This window comes from Leucobacter chromiiresistens, from assembly GCF_001477055.1.
Taxonomy (GTDB): Bacteria; Actinomycetota; Actinomycetes; order Actinomycetales; family Microbacteriaceae; genus Leucobacter; species Leucobacter chromiiresistens_A.
Genome location: NZ_LDRK01000024.1, coordinates 22220 through 40710, shown reverse-complemented (window position 1 = coordinate 40710; position 18491 = coordinate 22220). Strand labels below are relative to the sequence as shown.

Here is an 18491-nt window from a genome sequence, read left to right as displayed (position 1 = left end):
GACGCGGCGACGCCGCGACTGCAGCGCTCATCTCATCCGTCCGCGACGAGTGCGAGATGGATCTCGTCGATCACGCCGACCGCGGTGCGGGGCCGCTCGCCCTGCACGCCCGCACTGGAGTGACCGCCGAGGGGCGACTCACGCAGCGGGCGCGGCCGGCAACCGCACGGTGAAGATGGTGCTTCCAGGTCCGCTCGACACAGCGATGCTGCCGCCGTGAGCCTCGACGATGGCGGAGGTGATGGCGAGCCCCAGACCGGTGCTGCCCGTCTTCCGATTGCGTGCGACATCCCCGCGCACGAAGCGCTCGAAGAGCGTCGCGGCGATGGCTTCGTCGATCCCGGGGCCGAGGTCGCGCACCTCGACGATCGCAACCCGCCCTGCAGCGCGCACCGACGCGGTCACCGCGGTGCCGACGGGAGTGTGCACTCGCGCGTTGCTGAGGAGGTTCGCGACCACCTGGTGCAGGCGCATCGCATCGCCGTCGACGATCACCGGTTCGGACGGCACGCGCAGTCGCCAGCGATGCTGCTGACCTGCGGCCCGAGCATCGCCGACTGCGTCCGTGAGCAATTGCGTGAGATCGACTGGCCCACGGTGCAGTTGCTCTCCCTCGTCGAGGCGCGCGAGCAGCAGCAGATCTTCGACGAGACGGCTCATGCGCACCGACTCCGCTTCGATGCGGCCGAACGTATGCGCCGCACTGTCGGGCAGCTTCTCCGGTGCCCGGCGGCTGAGCTCCGCGTAGCCGCGAATCGACGCGAGCGGAGTGCGCAACTCATGGCTGGCATCGGCGACGAAGCGGCTCAGCTTCGCCTCGCTCGCCTGTCGGGAGGCCAACGCGGCGGCGACGTGATCGAGCAGAGCGTTGAGCGCCCCGCCGACCTTGCCGACCTCGGTCGAAGCGTCGGCATCACGGCCTGCGACGCGCATGGTGAGCGCCACTGCGCCACTGTCGAGCGGCAACCGCGATACTGCTGCCGCCGTCTTCGCAATGCGATCGAGCGGCCGAAGCGCGACACGCACGAAGACGGTTCCCACGACGATCGCGAGACCCACGCCCACGACGCCGGCGACGCCGATCAGCAGCGCCAGTCGGAGCACGGTGGCATCGGCATCGGCGAGCGGCAAGCCCATCAGCAGCGCGCTCGCCGACCCGACGTCGTCTGCGCCCGGAGAACGCACGATCACCCGGTAGCTGCCGAGCCCATCCAGGTGAACGGTGCGAGGCACCCCGTCGGTCGAGATGTCGTTCAACGGTGCGTACTCGTCAGCAGCGAGGGAGCGCAGCGTACCCTCCTCCGTGATCACCTGCGCGGCGGCCACCTCCCCATCAGCGCCGACCGTTCCCGCAATCGTGCCCGCCCGCTGGCCGGGAATGCCCAGCGCGTCCGCGCCGGAAGGAGGAGCGGGAGCATGCTCGTCCCCCGCCCCGGGCGGGGGCTTCACGGCCTCGGAATCGAACCGTTCGAAACTCCGATTCGTCGCCTCCACCAGCTGTGCATCGAGTCTCGCCACGAGGTCATCGCGGAGCGAGACCGTGCTGAACAAGCCGATGGCAGTAGTCAGCACGGCGACCAGTGCAGCGATGCCGATGATGAGCGTCCATCGAAGCGAGAGCGCGCGCCTCACGAGGCCGACCTGAGCGTGTAGCCGACGCCGTGAATCGTGTGGATCATCGCGGGCCCGAGTGCGTCGATCTTCTTGCGCAGGTACGAGATGTAGAGCTCGACAATGCTCGTGCGCTCGTCGAACCCGGTCTCCCACACCTCCGCGAGGATGTGGGCCTTGCTGAGCACCTGCCCGGCATTGCGCATCAGGAAGGCGAGCAGACGGAGCTCGGTCGCGGTCAGACTGATGTGCTCTCCGCCGCGACTGCACTCGAAGGTCGCTTCGTCGAGCACGAGATCCCCGACCGACAGCGCTGCATCACCGACGACGGCGAGCGCGAGGTTCGAGCGGCGGATCAGTGCGCGCAGCCGTGCCACGAGCTCGTCCAGACTGAACGGCTTCGTGAGGTAATCGTCTCCGCCGACGGCCAGCCCCATGACGCGATCCTCGACCGCATCCATAGCCGTCAGCAGGAGAACCGGCATGAACAGGCCGTCTGCACGGATCCGCGACACGACCGAGAGTCCGTCGACGAAGGGCATCATCACATCGAGCACCACCACATCCGGGCGGAACTCCCTGATCGTCGCAAGGCCCTCCTGGCCGTCGCGCGCGACGCGCACCTGCCATCCCTCGTAGCGCAACGCCATCGAGATCACCTCGGTGAGAGACTCCTCGTCATCCACGACGACCGCTCGTATCGGAGCCCCGTCTGCGCGATGCAGCGGATGCTGCGCGGGAGCGGGGATCCTGCGGTGCTCGTAGCTCATGTGCCCAGTATGCGAATGAGCCTATGCCGCAGCTGTGCGGCCTGCGAGTCGAGCCGACGGTGCGCGACGCGGAGAGTCGATGCGGTGGGACAACGCGGTGGGTCGACGCGGGATTTGTGACGAATCGACGTCGAACTCCGTCTTAGAGGTGCAGCCCGGTCTTGCTCTGCACCCCCAATTGCAGTGGCGGGCCGGGCTGCCCCGCCACCACCGGGTCGTGCCAGCGGAAGCGCGCGAGCAGTCTCGAGATGCTCGGAGCGCGCGTCGCGAGCGCATAGGCTCCGTAACCGACCATTCCGCCCGCCACGTTCCAGATGAGGTCGTTGACGTCCGCGATGTGGCCACCCGCGAAGAAGGCCTGAGCGGCGAGCTGCGTCAGCTCGATTCCGAGGCTCGTCGCCGCCGCCAGCAGCAGCACGCTCCAGCCGGAGGGCCGTCGCATGAGGAGCGGGATCAGCACGCCGAGCGGAGCGAACACGCCCGCGTTCATGAGGGCGTCGCCGACCTCGTAATCGACGAACGGGACGAGCACAAGATGCGGCGTCCACGGCGCACCGCTGGTCACCGGGTGCAGATGGACGGGGAACACCGTATTGGCGAATACGCCTGCCGAGTACAGGGCGACTGCGCCGGCGACGGCTGCACGCGGCCAGGTGAGTCTCCCCCGTCGGCCCAGGCGGAGCAGCAGCAGCACGAGCACGGCGACACCGAGGGGAACCGCCACCGGAAGCACAGGGACCGCATCGGACGTCGTCATGAAGCGCCGGTCACCCTGTCCGGCACCACGCGGCTCTCGGCCGATTCGATCACCGCTTCCACGCCACGCCGGAAGAGGTCGCGTTCGTCCAATCTCGCGATCTGTGCGCTGAGCTCGACCGTTCGCGGATGCTTCGAGAGGTTCAAGGAGTGGGGCGCATCGAACCATGCGCGGAACGCGTCGGTGTCGTCGGCAAGATCGGCGCCGTGCTCCTCGCTCCGTCGACGTGCGATGGTCGTGGCCGACGAGATGAGCTGCAGCGAGAAGAGCGCGTAGTGCTGCACGATCTCCGATGAGCTCAGCCCCGCTCGAGTGAAGGCGTCGAGCACCAGCTCGACGGCATCCGCCTCCCCGGGCCCGTGCGTCGTGAGCGTGGTGAGCTCCATGATGACTGAAGGGTGCGCGCAGAACTCGTCGAGCGTGGTGTTCGCGAGCTGTCGGAGTCGGTCACGCCACTCCTCCGGCGGCGCAGTCACCGACGCGACGCATCGGGCGGTCAGCTCGTCCAGCATCATCTGGAGCAGATGACCCTTGTTCTTGAAGTGCCGGTAGATCGATGTCGGATCCGCACCGATCTTCTCCCCCAGCTCCTTCGCGGAGAAGACCCCCGACCTCGATGCCGCGGCGACCTCGAGCCCCGCCTGCACGATCGCATCGGCTGTGAGTTTCGGTCGAGCCGTCACTGATGAACCGCGGCGTCCTCGAGGCGTCCCTGGCATGGCTTCCTTTCGCTGTTCTTCCCAATCTTAGGTTCTGGGACGCGACGCCGCGGCACGGCGTCGCAGAATTCCCGCCCTAGCAGCACATCTTCGCAACGCACTTGTCAGCGCTATTGACAATCAGATTGCGCGCGTCTACATTCAGTGGCGTCACCGCTTCGACGACGAAGGCAAGGACACACATGCAGACGATGCACCCGCTCCGCCCGCTCCTCCGATCTCCGAGTACCGCTGCACTCCGCGCGCTGCGGCGAGCGCGCGGCCCGCAGCCCGCCGCGCTGCTCACCGCCGGGACTCGGCGACGCTCTCTCATCCGCCGGCCCCGCGGGTAACCCCGCCGTCACTCCCGCCACTTCGCCTCTCCGCGACGCTCCGTATCACCGGGAGCGCTCCACCCGCGGAGACGGATGCCGATGGGGTCCTCGTCTCCACGGCACACATCCCCTCCCGCCTCCACAGAAAGAGCAGCATGCAGCACAGCACATCAGCCAGCGCGTCCGAAATCCAGGCGGCGATCGCCGCGGGCCGCACGAGCCGAGAACGGGTCGTCGAGGAGCACCTCGCACGGGTCTCCGAGGTCAACCCGATCACGAACAGCTTCGTCGAACTGCGTTCGGACGAGGTCCTCGCCGAAGCGCACCGCCTCGACGCGGAGCGCGGCCGCCGCATTCACGGCGCACTCGACGGTGTTCCCCTGTCGATCAAGGACTCGTACGGCGTCGCCGGTTTGCACCGCACGAACGGCCTTCCGCAGAACGCGCACGTCGTCGACCATGCAGACGATGTTGCGACGGCGAGACTTCGCGCCGCGGGCGGGCTCGTGCTCGGCCATGCGGGAATTCCGGATCTCTGCATCCGCTGGAACTCCATCAGCGGGCTCTACGGCGCCGTGCGCAACCCGAGAGATGCGTCGCTCACGGCGGGCGGATCCTCGGGAGGCGACGCGGCGAACGTGGCGGCCGGGCTCGCGACGATCGGTCTCGGAGGCGACCTCGGCGGATCGATTCGGGTGCCCGCCAGCTGGTGCGGGGTGTACGGGTTCCGCACCGGACCCGGGAGGATACCCCACGTGCACGTCGATGCACCCGGCGGGGCTTCGCTCGCTGCCCAGTCGATGACGCAGATCGGGCCGATCGCCCGCAGCGTCGACGATATCGAGGCGGCCTTCCGAGCGATGTCCGGTTACGACGGACGCGATGCGACGAGCATTCCGCTGGCGCTGTCGAGCACGGACGATCGTCCGCGCATCGCCGTGCTCCGCGACGAGACGGGAGCGGTGCTCGACGCGAGCGTCGTCGAGCATCTCGACACCACCGTCGAATGGCTTCGCGCGGAGGGGTACGTCGTGGATGAGCACGTGCTCCCCGACCTCCGCCGGGCACCGGAGCTCTGGGCCGAGATCATGGGCACCGAGCTCATCCAGCACCTCCTGCCCCAGGTCGCCGATGCGGTGATCGACAGCGAGCGGGTGCACCTCGAGGACATGTTCGGGGCGTTCGAGCTCGGCCCCGACGTGGCCGCGTATCTCGCAGCGCAGGAGGAGCGGAGCCTTCTCGAGCGCAGCTTCTCGGAGGCCATGAGCGCGTACGACCTCGTGCTCGCCCCCCTCGCGGGCATGCCCGCTCCGCCGATCGACTTCGACGATCACATCGGCCGAGAGGCCTCGATCGCCCTCTTCGATCGCATGCGCAGCGTGCCCTGGGTGAACCTCTTCGCCCTGCCCTCGCTCGCTCTGCCGAACGGCATCCAGATCGTCGGTCGCAAGTACGACGAGATGTCGATCCTCGCAGCCGGTCGCGCATTCGAGCGCCGAGCGCCCCGCGTGGAGATCGCGACGCCCTCCGGCGTCGCCGCCGCGTGAATCACCCCTCCAGCTCCGCAGAGAACCCCACCCGAAAGGACCCCATGAACCGGAACGTCTTACTCGCAGCGGGCGCCGCTGCTGCTGCGGGCGCACTCGCCCTCGCAGGATGCACCCCGGGAGGCGGCGGTGGCGACGCCGCCTCACCGACGTCGAGCGCGGTGCGCGTCGGCGTCGACACGCCGCAGTCCCTCAACCCTCAGCAGGCATTCACGCTGCCCGACTTCATGAGCAGCCGTCTGGCGTTCGACACGCTCGTCCGCAAAGATGCGGACGGGGTGGTGCCGGGTCTCGCCGCCTCGTGGGAGGGAGACGCGTCGAGCCTGACCTTCACCATCCGGGCGGGAGCCACCTGCTCGGACGGCACGGAGATCACGCCCACCATCGTCGCGGACTCCCTGCAGTCGTTCGCCCGGAACGGGAACCCCTCGGGGGTGATCGACGCGTTCGGCGGGCAGAATCCGACCATCTCGGCGGATGATGAGGCCGGCACCGTCACCATTACCCCCGAGGCGCCCAACAACGACCTGCTCTTCGGCATGGCGACGGCGAGCACCGGCATCATCTGCCCTGCCGGCCTCGCCGACCTCGAGACGCTGAACTCCGGCCCGGTCGAGGGTGCGGAATCGGGCCCCTACCGACTGACGACGCTCGAACCGGGCGTCCGCTACCAGTACCAGTTGCGCGACGATTACGACGCCTGGCCCGAGTGGACGTCGGACGTGGCCGGAGACGTTCCGCAAGAGGTCGAGTACGTGGTCGTGAAAGACGCCTCCGCCTCGGCGAACCAGGTGCTCAGCGGCGAGCTCGACCTCGCGCGCATCATGCCCGACTCGCGCGCACGTTTCGAAGGCGACGACAGCATCGAACTCGTCAGCAACCCGTTCGGCAACTTCTACATTCTGTTCAACGAGCGCGAAGGAGCGGTGTTTTCCGACCGGGAGAAGCGGAAGGCCGTCGCCCAGGCCATCGACCGCGAGGCCTTCGACTCCACGACCACGGATGGAACGGGCGAGCTGACCGACACCTTCGGCTCGCAGAGCACACTGTGCGCCACGACCCCTCCACGGCCGACGCTCGTCGAGCCCGATCCCGACGCCGCGGCGCAGGCTCTCGCGGGCGTGAAGATCCGCGTACTCGGCGCGAACGTGGTCGGCGCCAACGGTGCGGGCAACGTGTACGTCGAGGAGGTGCTGCGCAACGCCGGCGCCGAGGTCACGCTCGAGAACCTCGACATCGGCAGCTGGGCCGGGCGAGCGCTCGGCCAGCCCGAGAGCTGGGACCTCACGGTCTACCCCGACCTGAACTTCACCGGAACGCTCACGCAGGGGATCGGCAACTTCATCGGCCCCGACATCCTCGACGGCGGCGGAAACATCGGCGGAACGAATGCGCCCGAGGCGGAGGCGCTGGCCGATCGGGTTCCCTCTGCAACCACTGAGGAGGAACGCTGCGCTCTCGACGCGCAGACCGTGCAGGCGCTGACGGATGACTTCCACACCATCCCGCTCACCGTCGAGTCCTTCATCTACGCGCAGCGCCCCGGCTACTCGGTCACGATGCTGGGCGGTTCGCTGGACGACCACATCTTCCGGATCACCGACTAGACCCGAACGGTGGGGCGGGCGATGGCTCGCCCCACCGGAGCGAGGAACCATGACCACCACACATGCCATCCTGATCCGACGGAGTTCGTCGGTGCGACGCCGCCTCTCCAGCGGTTGGCCGGGCTACCTGCTGCGGCGCCTCGGAGGACTGCTCCTCTCGTTCGCCGTGCTGACGATCGGAGCATTCCTCATCGTCCCACTGCTTCCCGGCGACCCCGCCACGGCGATGCTGGGCACGAGCGCAACACCGGAGGCCATCGCGCAGACCCGGGAGCGACTGCACCTCGACGCCCCGCTCTGGGAGCAGTTCGCACGGTTCATCTCCGGCCTGGTGAGCGGCGACCTCGGCACGTCGTTCCGCTACTCGACGCCCGTGATGGACTCCATCGCCGTGAAGCTCCCGTACACCGCGAACCTTGCACTCTCGGCGATCGCCCTCGTCCTCATCGTCGCGGTGCCCCTCGGCATGACCGTCGGCGTGCTCACCCGCGGCGGCCGGCGCCCCGCGCTCGCGATGGCCTTCGGCGCCGTCGCCGGATTCCTGGCATCGGTTCCCGGGTACGTGCTCGGCACCATCTGCGTCGTCGTCTTCGCGATCTGGCTGCGCGTGCTCCCCGCAGCCGGCGCCGACACCGCGATGAGTTCGATCCTGCCCGTACTGGCCCTCGCGATCGGCCCGATGTTCGCCGTGGCGCGCGTCGTGCGGCAGGAGACGCTGACGGTGGTGCAGCAGGACTACATGCGCACCGCGGAGAGCCGCCGCCTGAGCGCAGCACGGAAGTACCTCGTGCACGCGCTCCCGAATCTGATGACCAGCACGCTCACGCTCGCGGGGATCATCCTCGCCGGCATCATCGGCGCCACCATCATCATCGAGAACGTCTTCAACTACCCCGGTCTGGGTGCCGAGATCGTGCAGGCGATCATCTACAAGGACTACCCGATGGTGCAGGGCATCATCCTCGTCGTCGGAGCGCTCGCGATCCTCATCAATCTGCTCATCGACATCGTCCTGGGTCTCATCGACCCGAGGACGCTCGGAGGACGACATGCCTGACACCGCATCACGAGCGCGACGGCGCTTCTCCCCCGCGCTCCGAGTGGGACTCGCCCTCGGTGGAGTCCTCGTCCTCGTCGCCGTCCTGGCGCCGATCCTCCTCACCGACAGCGCCACTCAGCTCACCGGCGACCGGCGTCTGGGACCCAGCGCGGCCCACTGGTTCGGCACGGACGACCTCGGTCGAGACATCCTCGCACGGGCCCTCGTCGCCACCCGACTCACCCTGATCATGTCGGCGATCGCCACCGCGATCTCCGTCGTATGCGGAGTGTTCGTCGGCGGCGTCGTCTGGCTGATCCCCTCCCGGCTCCGCGACATCGTGCTCAGAATCATCGACGCCTGCGTCGCCTTCCCGGCGCTCGTGCTCGCCCTGATCATCGCCGCGATCCTCGGGCCGGGAACCGTGTCCGCGATCATCGCGATCGGCGTCGCGGGCATCCCGAGCTTCGCGCGCATCGCGGCCAACCTCACGGGAGGCGTGGTGCATCGCGATTTCGTCGTCACTGCTCGGCTGCTCGGGGTCAGGGGGTTCTCCATCTTCTCGCGGCACCTGCTGCCGAACATCTCGGGCCCCCTCCTCATGCTCACCACCTCCAGTTTCGCGCTGTCGCTCCTCGAGATCTCGAGCCTCTCGTTCGTCGGCCTCGGCGTGCAGAGCCCCGACTTCGACTACGGCCGTGTGCTCAGCGAATCGCTCGCAACGATCTACGTGCAGCCCTGGGGCGCGGTCGCGCCGGCCGCGATGCTGATCGTCGCCGGCGTGACCGCCATGCTGATCGGCGACGGCATCGCCTCGACGCTCGACCCGGTGCGGCGGGCGCGGAGGAGCGCGCCGCGTGCCGATGGGTCACCGGTCGCACCCGACGCCGACGTCGTGCTCGCGGTCGATCGACTGGTCGTCGAGTCTCCGAGCGGCACGCCGATCGTGCGCGGCGTGTCGTTCACGGTGCGCCGCGGCGAGATCCTGGGTCTCGTCGGCGAGTCGGGATCGGGGAAGTCCATGACGGCGATGGCGATCGCCGGGCTCCTCCCCGACGGCGTGAGCGCGACGGCCGAACGGCTCCGCCTCGGAGACCTCGATCTCGGGGGAACCGTGCCCCCGCAGCGCCTCGCCACGGAGCTCGGGCTCGTCTTCCAGGATCCCGGCACGACATTCAACCCGTCGCTGCGCATGCAGGGGCAGCTCTCCGAGGTGCTCAAGGTGCACCTCGGGATCCGCGGACGCGCCGCGAACGAGCGCCTCGCCGCAGCGCTCCGAGAAGTCCGCGTGCGAGACGCCGAGACGCGAGTGAAGCAGTACCCCCACCAGTGGTCGGGCGGCATGCTGCAACGCGCGTCGATCGCCTCCGCCATGCTGACCGATCCGAAGCTCATCATCGCCGACGAGGCCACCACCGCCCTCGACGTCACCGTGCAGGCCGAGGTGCTTCGGCAGTTCAAGGCGATCAACCGACGCGCAGGCACGGCGATGCTCTTCATCTCGCACGACATCGGAGTGGTGCAGGAGCTGTGCGATCGCGTCATCGTCATGCGCGGCGGCGTGCACATCGAGGAGGTGCTCGGGTCGCAGCTCAAGACGGGCGACGTGCGGCACCCGTACACGAAGCAGCTCCTCGCGTCGGCCCCCACCATCGCGCGAGCACGTACGAATGATCAGAAGGAAGACCGCCATGCATGAAGGAGATCGCTCCGCGCCACTGCTCGACGTGGAGGGGCTGAACGTGCACCTCGGTCACGGCTCGCAGCGCACCCGGATCCTCAACGATGTCTCGTTCTCCGTGGCGCCCGGCACCACGCTCGGCATCGTCGGAGAATCGGGATCGGGCAAGTCGACCCTGGCGAAGACCATCGTCGGCATCCACGCCCCCCATTCCGGCGCCATTCGTTTCCGCGGCGAAGACATCGGGCACCGAAGCGGGCGGAGGCGTCGAGGGATCATGCGCGAGGTCCAGATGATTCCCCAGGATCCCTACTCCTCGCTCGACCCGCGGCGCACGATCGCCCAGACGCTCGCCGAGGCGATCGACCCTGCACGCGTCCGAGTCGGGAGGCACCGGGAGCGCGTCGACGAGCTCCTGGCCCTGGTGCAGCTCGACCGCGATGCCGCGGCGCGCTATCCGCGGGAGTTCTCGGGAGGTCAGCGGCAGCGCATCGCGATCGCGCGCGCGCTCGCCGTCGACCCGGAGCTGGTGATCGCCGACGAGATCACGTCCGCGCTGGACCTCTCGACGCAGGCCGAGGTGCTGAAGCTGTTCGCGGACCTCAAGAAGCGGCTCGGAATCACGGTGCTCTTCGTCTCGCACAATCTCGCGGTGGTGCAGGAGGTGAGCGATTCGGTGCTCGTCCTCCTGCACGGCGAGACGGTGGAGCACCGGAGCGCGGAGGAGATCTTCCGGGATCCGCGAGCGCCGTACACGCGTCTGCTGCTCGACTCCGTGCCGGGCGGGCCGGGGTTCTCCCTGGACGCGTGATGTTCGGAGCGGCGGACGCGCTCGTCGACGTGGCTACACGCGCCCGCGACGGTGAGCGATCAGATCGATCCCGGCTCCGATCGAGACACTGAGAGTGATGATCGCGATGGTCACGGTGATCAGCTGCCCGCCCGTGATGACGCCGCCCAGGGCCCGCTCGTGATCCAGGAGCACCGTGCGCACGATTCCAACAGCCACCCAGCCGAGGAGCCACGCGGTGGCGACCGCGAGCCCAGCCATGGCGAATCGTTCGCCAGCGCGGCCCGGCGCCTCGGCACGGCTGTGACAGCTGGCGAGGATTCGGGTTCGCGCTTCGAGGTCGGGATCGCGCTCGCGCAGCAGTTCGTGTCTCGCGTCGCGCACGCGCCGTTCGATCGTCTGCTCGTCGTGCCCGATGCCGCGCAGGTATTCGACCAATGCCGATTCGTCACTCATTCCGGTCCCTTCGCAGGGGCTCGCGTGCGCCTGCATCTGTTGGACGGGCTGGACCGCGAATCATGACGCACGTTCGCCGCGCATTCTGCGCCGGTGCAGTGCTCGCCTTCGGCCGCGGCGACCCTACTCCGCGCCGCGCATGCGGACGGCGTAGACGAGCTTGAGCACGCCGATGCTCGCCGAGGGCAGCACCGCCGCCGCGGCCGAGACCGAGAAGAATGCAGCCCAGACGACGCTCGCACCGCCGTCGATCGGGAAGAGGCTTGGGAGCGCGTGATGGGCGAGCACGAGGCACGCCTGAACGGCGAATCCCGCCGCCAGCAGCCAGGCCCATGCGCTGAGGCCCTGCAGCGAGCGCGCGGCCGCGATCGATCCGGCCAACGCGACGCCGATGCCGAGCACGACGACGACCAGCGCTTCCGTGTTGAGCCAGAGGGGAACGCTCTCAGCGTCGCTGTACGCCGTGGAATACACCACAAGACCCCAGCCGAATGACACCACTCCGGCGACAAGGGCGCACCACGCCGCGATCCGGCTCCGTCCCAGGGGGCCGCACGACGCGAACCCGGCCGCCGCCAAGACGATGTACCCCGAACTGGTGAGTGCCAGTGCGACGAGCCCTCCCGAGTCCGTGCTCCACCGCGCGAGGAGATCGCCCATGACACCAGCCGAGATCAGCGCGCCCGCGGCGAGGATGCGCTGATCCAGCATCGCGGTTCGCGATGCGACCGCGTCGGTGTCGTTCATGCGCTCCCGTCTGCAGCGATCCGGTCTCACCGGGCATCATCGCACGACCGCTCCGCTTCCGCACCGACTGCAGAACCCGATAGGTTGAACGTCTGCACGAGCAGCAGCGAGAGGACTGGGAGACATGATCGACGACGCGCGCGACATCACCCGGTTCCTCACGGAGATCGTGCGCCTGTCGGGGGTGCAGGACTACTTTCCGTTTCCGGTGGAGGCCACGGCGATGGCCGACGACGACGACGCGATCGTCATCTATCGCGAGGAGGCCGGCGGACGGCTCGCGGGCCACTGCTTCCACTACCCCTCTCTGGCGAGGGAGTTCGACGGGAGCTCCCCGGAGCTCGTCGCGGACGCCATCGTGGTGAACGACCTGGCCGACCCCTCGGGCCCCGGTGCGATCCGCCGGTACGCCTGGGAGCGCGCGCTCGTGGCCACCGACGAGCCGGTGCACTGGCTGTCCACGCCGCGCTCCGCCGGTATTCGTTCACCGCGCAGTCTGGCCATCATGATCGAGGCCGGCACTGCAGAGCAGCAGGCGCAGACGCCCTCGAGTCCGACCATACGACACCTCTCGTCGGTCCCCCACCCGCACCCCTCCGACGTCCGCCCGAGGACTGCCGTGGCTCGGAGGTTCGAGAGATGGAGGTGAGGATCCGGGCCCTGCGATCGGACGACGGCGATGCGGCATGGGAGGCCCTGGAGGCGATCGAAAACGCCGCGGATCGGCTCCTCGTCGAGCGTTTTCAGCCGACGACGTGGGAGCCGGCACCCTCGGGGCACGCGCGCCGCGCCGACGCCGGGTTCGTGCTCGTCGCCGAGGGGCACGCGGTCGCCGCGGAACGCACCGCCGAAGCCGCTCCGGGCGGCGCCGCCCGCCGAGTGATCGGCTTCGTGCACGTGCTCGAAGCGGGCGGGGTCGCGCACCTCGAGCAGCTGTCGGTGCTGCCGGAGCACGGCCGGCGCGGCGTCGGCTCCGCGCTCGTCGAGGCTGCTGCGGCCGAGGCGGCGCAGCGGGGGTACGACCGCCTCACCCTCCGCACCTACGCTGCGGTGCCCTGGAACGCGCCTCTCTACGCGCGCCTCGGGTTCGCCGAGGAGGCCCCGGCGACCCCGTTCCACCATCGTCTGGCCGAATCGGAGCGGCGGCTCGGCCTCGATCGGTACGGACCGCGCATCCAGATGGTGCGAGTACTCGGGTAGCCTGCGCCGAGGTGCGCGCGTCGCGAGTCACTCCCCCGAGTCGACCCTCGCGATGCGGCGGCTCAGAGTCCACGTGTTGCCGCCGTCCTCGCTCGCGTGTGCGAACTCATCGAGCGACGACCGCGCGAGCGCGAGACCCCGGCCGGATTCCGCGTCGGCGTCGGGCATCGCCACCGCGTCCCAGTCGATGCCGGCGGGCGGAGCCGTGTCGGCGATCACAACTCGCAGCTCATCGCGGCTCGCCGAGATCGTCATGCGGATCTCCACCGGCCCGGCCGCCGCACCCGCACCCGCGCCCTCGCCCTCGCCCTCGCCCGTCGACGGTGCCGCGCTCCCGCCCGCTGCTCCGTGCTGCACGATGTTCGTCAGCACCTCGCTGATCGCGAGCGTGAACAGGGTCCGATCGAGCGGCTCGACGGCGTGACTGCGCCCCTCCCAGAATGCGTCGAGCTCGTCGAGCGCGCGTTCGACGAACGCGAGCTCGGCGCGGCCCCTGATGTCGAGGCCGGGCCCGCCGCCATCCGGCTGCTCAGCGCCCATCGAACGCCGTCTCCGGCGTCGAGTGGAGGCTGAGCACCCGATCGAGGTTCGTGAGCCGCAGCACGGCGTGCACCTGCTCCGGAACCGCGGCGATCCGCAGATCACCGCCCGCGACCCGCGCGCGCTTGAGGCCGCCGATGAGCGCGCCGAGGCCCGACGAGTCGACGAACTCGGTGTGCGCGAGGTCGACCACGATGCGGGCGGTACCGGAATCGACGAGATCGCTCACCGCGTTGCGCAGCAGCGGCGCTCCGGTCGCCGTGAGACGCCCCGTGATCGAGATCACCGTGTAGTCGCCGTGTTCGGTCGTTGCGAGATTCATGCCGCTCCTTCAGGGGTCGTGTCGACGGGTCTGTTTGCCGGCCCGCGGTAGCGGGCGGCTTGGATGATGACGCTGAGCACGACGAGGTCGTAGAGTACCCAGGCGGTGTTGACGAGCGTGCCGGTGCCGTCGGCCGTGCCGATGCCGAGTCGCACGAGGCCGAGGATCAGCCCGACCGCGAGCACCGCCATGGCGGTCAGCTGAGGCCAGATCTCCCGCCACGGCACCCCTCTGGGGTCGCGCCCGTCCTTGCGGGTGACGGCGAAGCTCAGCGACCGGCCGAACCACACGTTCGCGAGCGCCGTGCAGCACGCACGGATCCAGACGGGGAAGAGCGCGAGCGAGTACTGCTGCCCGCGCCACGTGCGCATGCCGCGGGCGACGACGAGGAAGAGCGCCTGATTGACGAGGAAGTACGGGAGGAAGCGGGCGAAGAAGTCGACGCTCCACGCCGTGACCGGCATCACGCCGAAGACGAGGTAGATGACGGGCGCCGCCAGATAGACGACGGCCGTGAACCCGGAGAGGTAGCTCCACATGGTGGCGAAGTACATCAGCCGCTGGCCGGCCGACAACCCGCGCTTGACGAGCGGGTTGTCGCGCAGCATCACCTGCAGGGTGCCCTGCGCCCAGCGCAGTCGCTGCGTGAGCATGGTCCGCAGATCCTCCGGGGCGAGGCCGCGCGCGAGAATCTCGTGGTGGTAGACGCTCCGCCAGCCGAGGGCGTGCAGGTGCATCGCCGTCGCCATGTCCTCGGTCACCGAGATCGTCGCGAGCGGCTGCAGCGGCTGCGCCTCGTGACCGCGGTCGATGCGGAGCGCGTCGAGCAGCCCGCGCACGGCTTCGACGGCGCCGAGCGGCGAGAGCTCGGCGGTCGCCAGGCGGTCGAGGCGCACCTCGTCGACGACGACCCCGTCGAGCTCCGCGTCGCGCTCGATCGGCACCGAGGCGATGATCTCGAGGTCGGCGCGCATGGCGGCGACATCGTCGGCGACGAGCGCGCGGGCGGCCCGATCCACCGCGTCGCGCACCGCGAAGGTCGCATCGGCGATGGGCGAGCCGGCGGCGATGTCGTCTCGCGCGCTCCGGATCGCGGTGCGCAGACCCACGAGTTCGGCCGCGAGCGCCGCGTCCTCTGCGCGCCGGGCTTCGCGACTGATGAGCGATTCGGCGACGCGCAACGCACGCTTCGTCGACGTGGCGATATCGCGCACGTAGCCGACGATGCCGAGCTGCATGAGCGCCTCGCGCCGCAGCACCGCGTTCGACCCGCAGAAGAAGGCCGCGTTCCAGCCGTCCTTGCCCTGCTGGATCGGTCCGTAGAACAGCGGCGCCTGACTGCCGAGCGGATCCGCCTCGTCCACGTTCGAGAACCACTGCGGCGTCTGCACGAGCGCGACCTCGGGGTCATCGGCGAAATAGCCGAGCGTGCGGTGGAGGATCAGCGGGTCGGGAATCTGGTCGGCGTCGAGGATGAGCAGGAACTCGCCGTCGGTCTGGAAGAGGGCGTTGTTGAGGTTGCCCGCCTTCGCGTGCCGCGGCTTGCCCGTCCAGTCGTCGGAGCGGGTGAGGTAGCCGATGCCCGCCTCGCGGGCCGCCCGCTCGACGTCGGCGCGCCCGCCGTCGTCGAGGATCCAGGTCTCGTGCGGATAGGCGATCCGCTGCGCGGCGAGCGCGGTCTCCATGACGAGCTCGATCGGCTCGTTGTAGGTCGTGATCAGCACGTCGACCGTTCCCTGCGGCGGCGAGGCCGGGCCCGGCCGCTCACGCGCCCGCCACATCGTCAGGCAGAAGAACCAGGTGTCGATGAGGCTGTAGGTCTCGGCGATGACGAGCGGCACGGCGATCCACCAGGCTGCCCAGTTGATCGAGTCGAGCCAGCGCCACACCACGTAGTTCGTGCCGAGCAGCACCGAGAGCACGGCGAGGATGCGAATGGCGGCGAAGCGGGCGGTCATGCCGTGCGCCTGACGACGAGCACCGTGATGTCGTCCGACGCCTTCGCGTCGCGCGCGAGGTCGAGTACGGCGCGCACCGCGCCCTCGGGTCCGTGCTCGCCGACGATGTGGGCGAACTGCGCGAACGGAGCCTCCGGGTCGAGCACATCGAGCAGTCCGTCGCTGCTGCAGGCGAAGCAGTCGCCCGGCGCGAGCACCGTGTGCACCGGCTCGCGCTCGGCCTCATCGCCGAAGCCCATGCCGAGGGGCAGGCCGGCCGAGCGGAGGTGCTCCCAGGTGCCGTCGGCGCGCACCACGAGGCCGAGACCGTGCCCGGCGTCGACGAGATCGATCGCCCCGGTGCGGGTGTCGATGTCGGCGTGCACGGCGGTGACGAACATGCCGGTATCGCCGAGATCCTCTTCGACGAGGCGGTCGGCGCCGGCCATGGCCGCGGCGATCCCGCGCTCGGGGGCCGTGCGCAGCGCGGCGCGCACGCCCGCGGCGACGATCGCCGGGCCGGCGCCCTTGCCCATGGCGTCGGCCAGGGTCAACCGCAGCGTGCCCTCCCGCGGCATGAGATCGTAGAAGTCGCCCGACAGGTGGCCTCGCGCGACGGCGGCAGCGGCGATCTCGAGTCCGGGCACGCGGGGCAGCCGCTTGGGCTCGAGCGCGCGCTGGATGATCGCCGCGTGGTCGAGTTCGTCGTCACGCGTGAGTTCCGCCTGCACCCATCCGGCGAGGTCGCGCAGCAGCGCGCTCTGGCTCTCGGTGAAATCGCGCGGCTGCGTGTCGATCACGCAGAGGGTGCCCACCGGCTCTCCGCCCGGCGCGTAGAGCGGATGCCCCGCGTAGAACCGCAGGTGCGGATCGCCCGCGACGAACGGGTTGTCGGCGAACTCCTCCGCCGCGCTCGCGTCTTCGACGACGACCATGCGGTTCTGACGCACCGTGTAGTCGCAGAACGAATCTTCGCGCGGAGCCTCGGCCGCGCCGAGACCGATCTGGGATTTGCGCCACTGGCGGTCGCGGTCGACGAGCGAGACGCTCACCATCGGCACGCCGAACATCTCCTTCGCGAGCCGCGCCACCCGGTCCACGCGCTCATCGGGGGGCGTGTCGAGCACACCCATCTCTTCGAGCGCTGCGAGTCGTCGTTCCTCCGTGAACATGCTTCCTCCTCCGCCGCCCTCTCGACCAAGTTCCTTCATCATAGGCGGCGCATGGCGTCCGCCTCACGGGGTGGCGGCGGGCCCGCTCCGGGGTGTACGGCTGGCGCTCACCGCGAGCCGTGGCCGAGAATAGCGCTATGGCTGCAGACGACTTCGTGCTCGCTCCCGAGGAGCTGCGCGCGGTGGCCCGGTTCGCCGCTTCGTGCGCGTCGCGCGTGCTGCCCGACTTCGAGGCCGTCGCGCCGCACGACTCGCGACCGCGGGAGGCGCTCGACGCGGCGCGCGTCTTCGCGGAGGGCGCTCCCCGCTCGAATCGGCAGCGCACCGCGGCGTTCGCGGCGCACCGCGCTGCTCGGGAGGCCCCGGACGAGCGAGCTCGGCTGGCGGCGCTCGCCTGCGGCGACGCGGCGGCCGCGGCCTATCTCCATCCGATCGCGCGGGCGTCGCAGGTCGGCCACATCCTGCGCGCCGCGGCGTGCGCCGCGATCGTGCACGAGTCGCGCCCGGGAGCTGAGCCCGGGAGCGAGGTGCGCGCCCTGATCGCCCTCGCCGAGGAGCCGGTACCGGCGATCCTGCGCCGGTATCCGCCCGCGCCGGAGGGGCGCACGCGCCTCGCGCAGGTGATGGGCGAGATCGACGCCGCGCTCAGAAGCGGTGCTGACGCGCCGCCGACCGGTGGCGCATCGGGCGCGTGACGCCATCCCGCGAGGATCGCTCGCGCCCGTTCATCCGAGGCGCACGACGGCCTGCACCACGTCGCGCACGTACGCCCGGTCGAGGTCGCGGCGCTCGAAGTACCGATGCATCGGCCACCCCTCGATCAGCGCGTCGAGAGCGCGGGCCGTGCGCTCGGGGAAGTGCATCGAGAGCGAGGATCGGCTGAGCCGCATCCAGTCGTGGCAGTACTCGCGCACGGTGGCGTTGACGCTGCCGAAGGAGTACATCTCGAAGAGCGCCCGCATCTGCCGATCGTCCACGTAGTCGCCGGCGATGAGGTCGACGACGGCGTCGATCGCCGCATCGACGTTCGTCGCCCGCTCGAGTCGCGCCCGGTACTCCTGCGACATGTCGGTGTACATGGCGCGGAACGCCGCCTCGAAGATCTCGTGCAGCCCTCCGAAGTAGTAGGTCAGCGAACCGGGCGGCACCGCCGCGCGGGCGGCGATGGATCGGTGCGTAGCGCGGTGCACGCCGAGCTCAATGATGTCGTCGATCGCGGCGCGCACGATCTGCGAGCGTCGATCGGGGGTGTCGCCGGTCATCGTGCTCCTCGGGTAGATTG

General features: G+C 69.7%; 19 protein-coding genes. 8 read left to right on the top strand and 11 right to left on the bottom strand.

Annotation, left to right across the window (positions count from 1 at the left end):
* Positions 1 to 138 precede the first annotated feature (138 nt).
* The 4 genes from NS354_RS05315 to NS354_RS05300 form a co-directional block, all read right to left on the bottom strand.
* Entirely contained in the window at positions 139 to 1632 is a 1494-nt protein-coding gene (locus NS354_RS05315) for a sensor histidine kinase (protein ID WP_058593551.1), read from the bottom strand.
* Positions 1629 to 2381 carry a response regulator transcription factor gene (locus tag NS354_RS05310; RefSeq protein ID WP_058593550.1) on the bottom strand — a complete coding sequence of 251 codons (753 nt, stop codon included), beginning with the start codon at positions 2379 to 2381 and terminating at the stop codon, positions 1629 to 1631. The genes NS354_RS05315 and NS354_RS05310 overlap by 4 nt, the downstream gene beginning before the upstream one ends.
* A 142-nt stretch (positions 2382 to 2523) precedes the next feature.
* On the bottom strand, positions 2524 to 3105 hold the full coding sequence (locus tag NS354_RS05305) for a VanZ family protein (protein WP_241490348.1): 582 nt from the start codon (positions 3103 to 3105) through the stop codon (positions 2524 to 2526).
* A gap of 29 nt (positions 3106 to 3134) precedes the next feature.
* Positions 3135 to 3821, bottom strand: coding sequence for a TetR/AcrR family transcriptional regulator (locus NS354_RS05300; RefSeq protein ID WP_241490347.1), 687 nt, complete (start codon positions 3819 to 3821; stop codon positions 3135 to 3137).
* A gap of 505 nt (positions 3822 to 4326) precedes the next feature.
* Here NS354_RS05300 and NS354_RS05295 point away from each other — a divergent pair.
* From NS354_RS05295 to NS354_RS05275, 5 genes are read left to right on the top strand one after another with little or no spacing between them, the layout of a single operon-like run.
* On the top strand, positions 4327 to 5718 hold the full coding sequence (locus NS354_RS05295; protein ID WP_058593548.1) for an amidase: 1392 nt from the start codon (positions 4327 to 4329) through the stop codon (positions 5716 to 5718).
* 44 nt (positions 5719 to 5762) lie between these two features.
* Positions 5763 to 7325: an ABC transporter substrate-binding protein gene (locus NS354_RS05290; RefSeq protein ID WP_082677908.1), complete on the top strand. Its 1563-nt coding sequence runs from the start codon at positions 5763 to 5765 to the stop codon at positions 7323 to 7325.
* A 49-nt stretch (positions 7326 to 7374) separates the two neighbouring features.
* Positions 7375 to 8382 carry an ABC transporter permease gene (locus NS354_RS05285; RefSeq protein WP_058593546.1) on the top strand — a complete coding sequence of 336 codons (1008 nt, stop codon included), beginning with the start codon at positions 7375 to 7377 and terminating at the stop codon, positions 8380 to 8382.
* Positions 8375 to 10063 carry a dipeptide/oligopeptide/nickel ABC transporter permease/ATP-binding protein gene (locus NS354_RS05280; RefSeq protein WP_058593545.1) on the top strand — a complete coding sequence of 563 codons (1689 nt, stop codon included), beginning with the start codon at positions 8375 to 8377 and terminating at the stop codon, positions 10061 to 10063. The genes NS354_RS05285 and NS354_RS05280 overlap by 8 nt, the downstream gene beginning before the upstream one ends.
* The gene (locus NS354_RS05275; RefSeq protein ID WP_193750708.1) at positions 10056 to 10856 is read left to right on the top strand and encodes an ABC transporter ATP-binding protein; all 801 of its coding nucleotides are present in this window, start codon (positions 10056 to 10058) and stop codon (positions 10854 to 10856) included. The genes NS354_RS05280 and NS354_RS05275 overlap by 8 nt, the downstream gene beginning before the upstream one ends.
* A 33-nt stretch (positions 10857 to 10889) precedes the next feature.
* Here the strand turns inward: NS354_RS05275 and NS354_RS05270 are convergent, their stop codons facing one another.
* Positions 10890 to 11327 carry a hypothetical protein gene (locus NS354_RS05270; RefSeq protein WP_193750707.1) on the bottom strand — a complete coding sequence of 146 codons (438 nt, stop codon included), beginning with the start codon at positions 11325 to 11327 and terminating at the stop codon, positions 10890 to 10892.
* An 87-nt stretch (positions 11328 to 11414) separates the two neighbouring features.
* Complete coding sequence (locus NS354_RS05265) at positions 11415 to 12038, bottom strand: hypothetical protein (protein WP_058593542.1); 624 nt, start codon at positions 12036 to 12038, stop codon at positions 11415 to 11417.
* A gap of 124 nt (positions 12039 to 12162) precedes the next feature.
* Between NS354_RS05265 and NS354_RS05260 the strand changes: the two genes are divergently transcribed.
* Positions 12163 to 12687 (top strand): hypothetical protein, encoded by a 525-nt coding sequence (locus NS354_RS05260; protein WP_058593541.1) that lies wholly within the window; start codon positions 12163 to 12165, stop codon positions 12685 to 12687.
* Positions 12678 to 13238 carry a GNAT family N-acetyltransferase gene (locus NS354_RS05255; protein WP_058593540.1) on the top strand — a complete coding sequence of 187 codons (561 nt, stop codon included), beginning with the start codon at positions 12678 to 12680 and terminating at the stop codon, positions 13236 to 13238. Before NS354_RS05260 ends, NS354_RS05255 begins: the two co-directional genes overlap by 10 nt.
* A 27-nt stretch (positions 13239 to 13265) precedes the next feature.
* On the opposite strand, the gene NS354_RS05250 is transcribed toward NS354_RS05255, so the two are convergent.
* The 4 genes from NS354_RS05250 to NS354_RS05235 are packed head-to-tail and all read right to left on the bottom strand — an operon-like array spanning position 13266 to position 17209.
* Positions 13266 to 13778, bottom strand: a complete 513-nt coding sequence (locus NS354_RS05250) for an ATP-binding protein (protein ID WP_058593539.1) — start codon at positions 13776 to 13778, stop codon at positions 13266 to 13268.
* Entirely contained in the window at positions 13768 to 14100 is a 333-nt protein-coding gene (locus NS354_RS05245) for an STAS domain-containing protein (protein ID WP_058593538.1), read from the bottom strand. Before NS354_RS05245 ends, NS354_RS05250 begins: the two co-directional genes overlap by 11 nt.
* Positions 14097 to 16058 carry a glycosyltransferase family 2 protein gene (locus NS354_RS05240; RefSeq protein ID WP_058593537.1) on the bottom strand — a complete coding sequence of 654 codons (1962 nt, stop codon included), beginning with the start codon at positions 16056 to 16058 and terminating at the stop codon, positions 14097 to 14099. Before NS354_RS05240 ends, NS354_RS05245 begins: the two co-directional genes overlap by 4 nt.
* Positions 16055 to 17209: a PP2C family protein-serine/threonine phosphatase gene (locus NS354_RS05235; RefSeq protein ID WP_058593536.1), complete on the bottom strand. Its 1155-nt coding sequence runs from the start codon at positions 17207 to 17209 to the stop codon at positions 16055 to 16057. Before NS354_RS05235 ends, NS354_RS05240 begins: the two co-directional genes overlap by 4 nt.
* Positions 17210 to 17346: 137 nt before the next feature.
* Here NS354_RS05235 and NS354_RS05230 point away from each other — a divergent pair, with 137 nt between their 5' ends.
* On the top strand, positions 17347 to 17904 hold the full coding sequence (locus NS354_RS05230; RefSeq protein WP_058593535.1) for a putative immunity protein: 558 nt from the start codon (positions 17347 to 17349) through the stop codon (positions 17902 to 17904).
* 30 nt (positions 17905 to 17934) lie between these two features.
* Here the strand turns inward: NS354_RS05230 and NS354_RS05225 are convergent, their stop codons facing one another.
* On the bottom strand, positions 17935 to 18471 hold the full coding sequence (locus tag NS354_RS05225; protein ID WP_058593534.1) for a TetR/AcrR family transcriptional regulator: 537 nt from the start codon (positions 18469 to 18471) through the stop codon (positions 17935 to 17937).
* Positions 18472 to 18491 lie beyond the last annotated feature (20 nt).